Raw genomic sequence first — 1,500 nt, 5'->3', positions numbered from 1 at the left:
TAGGCTTAGATGTGTATAGCTCATGGTTGCAATCTCACTTTGGTCGGTGGATAAAAACTTTGATGCTAGCGCATCTAGGTCTTTTTTTCACCTTGCATTTGGTATTGCACTTCATGTGTTAATCTAAGAAATAAGTACTACTGCTCCATTTTCTATTAGATGAAAGGAAGATTTTATGATTTTAAACATCGGTACATCAATCACTACAAAAAAATTGGCTGTTCAAAAAACATCAAAGCCTGTTGCGATATCCGCAATGATAGCAACTACCATATTCACCATATCGTCAGCATATGCTGCACCTGAAACCACTGGTAATACGACTGCTATTGGTCACACTACTATGGTTAAGCCGACTTCTGATGGTGTAACTCAAGCAACAACAGCTCCAAAATCTGTTGTCAGTCAAAATATCAATGACACGATTATCACCCAAAGCAGCACAACAGTTACTCGCGTGCCTGTCACCAATCAGTCAAACAAAACTGTCACCAATGTTCAGGTTATCACCACACCACTGAATAACGTAAAACAAGTACTGCCCGTCGCACCTGCTACTCAATTACCAGTGATAAATGAATCAACAACATCAACAACCACTCAAATAGTAGCTACTCCATCAACACTCAATCAATCTGTAATCTCGCCAACATTCACTGATCAGACTGTGAAATCAACTTCCTTAGAAACATTTCAACTGACCCCAACTTTTAGTAAGCCTGATATGGTCAGTGCACAAACAAAGATCATGAAAATTTTGAAGAATGAAGAAGGACAAGAGATGGCGCTACCGACCAATCATGTCACCTCAGGCGATATCATTGAGTACCATACCACTTATACCAATAGCACCGATCAGCCAGTAAATAACATTAATGTGATGGTGTCATTACCAGATAGCATTCAGTTGCTATCATTGAATAGTCTACTACCCACTCTAGCAACCACAGACGGTGAAAACTATCAGACCATTCAACCAATGAGTAATACAGTAGCCACGCAAGAAAACTACTCTGGTCTCAAATGGGACTTGGTCCATCTAGATGCCAGTGCAACACAGACCGTAGTGATACGCGCTAAGGTACAATAAAACTGATATTGTCGCGTATTATTATTTGATAGCTATCAGTATACGTAAAAGGTTTTGTGGACGACTTCTCTAGTTAGCAAAACCTTTTTTGAAAAACAACTCACTTATTATGATATAAATACATGCGTTTTTATTTAAACTCACCTCGTACTGGTATTGGTTAAGCCATTTTATTACGCATGTTTATACCACTAAGAAAGATGAATAATGAGCATCCTATCCATTAGAACACTTCTATTAATCCTTATTCGGTGGTGTTCTAAAAAGTATGCTGGCATCAGACGTAGCCATAATTGATGTAAAAGAACACCATATCAAACACTTTGAAGTGATTATCGAGCTTCTTAGAGAAACAACAGGTTTTTCTAACCGCTCGTCTTAATCGGTGTCTAAGGCGACAGTTATTACCC

Annotated in this window: 1 protein-coding gene and 1 pseudogene; one reads left to right on the top strand and one right to left on the bottom strand. The window is 38.6% G+C overall.

Annotation, left to right across the window (positions count from 1 at the left end):
- Positions 1-175: 175 nt before the first annotated feature.
- Positions 176-1,090 carry a hypothetical protein gene (locus tag EI164_RS16065; RefSeq protein WP_192520981.1) on the top strand — a complete coding sequence of 305 codons (915 nt, stop codon included), beginning with the start codon at positions 176-178 and terminating at the stop codon, positions 1,088-1,090.
- Positions 1,091-1,367: 277 nt separating this feature from the next.
- Here the strand turns inward: EI164_RS16065 and EI164_RS16060 are convergent.
- Positions 1,368-1,500 (bottom strand): annotated as a pseudogene (locus tag EI164_RS16060) (IS1 family transposase); the annotation flags it as partial.

Origin of the sequence: Psychrobacter sp. FME13, from assembly GCF_014861395.1 — a bacterium.
Classification (GTDB): domain Bacteria; phylum Pseudomonadota; class Gammaproteobacteria; order Pseudomonadales; family Moraxellaceae; genus Psychrobacter.
Note: the sequence above shows the minus strand (reverse complement) of the source record. Positions and strands in the feature narration are given on the sequence as shown.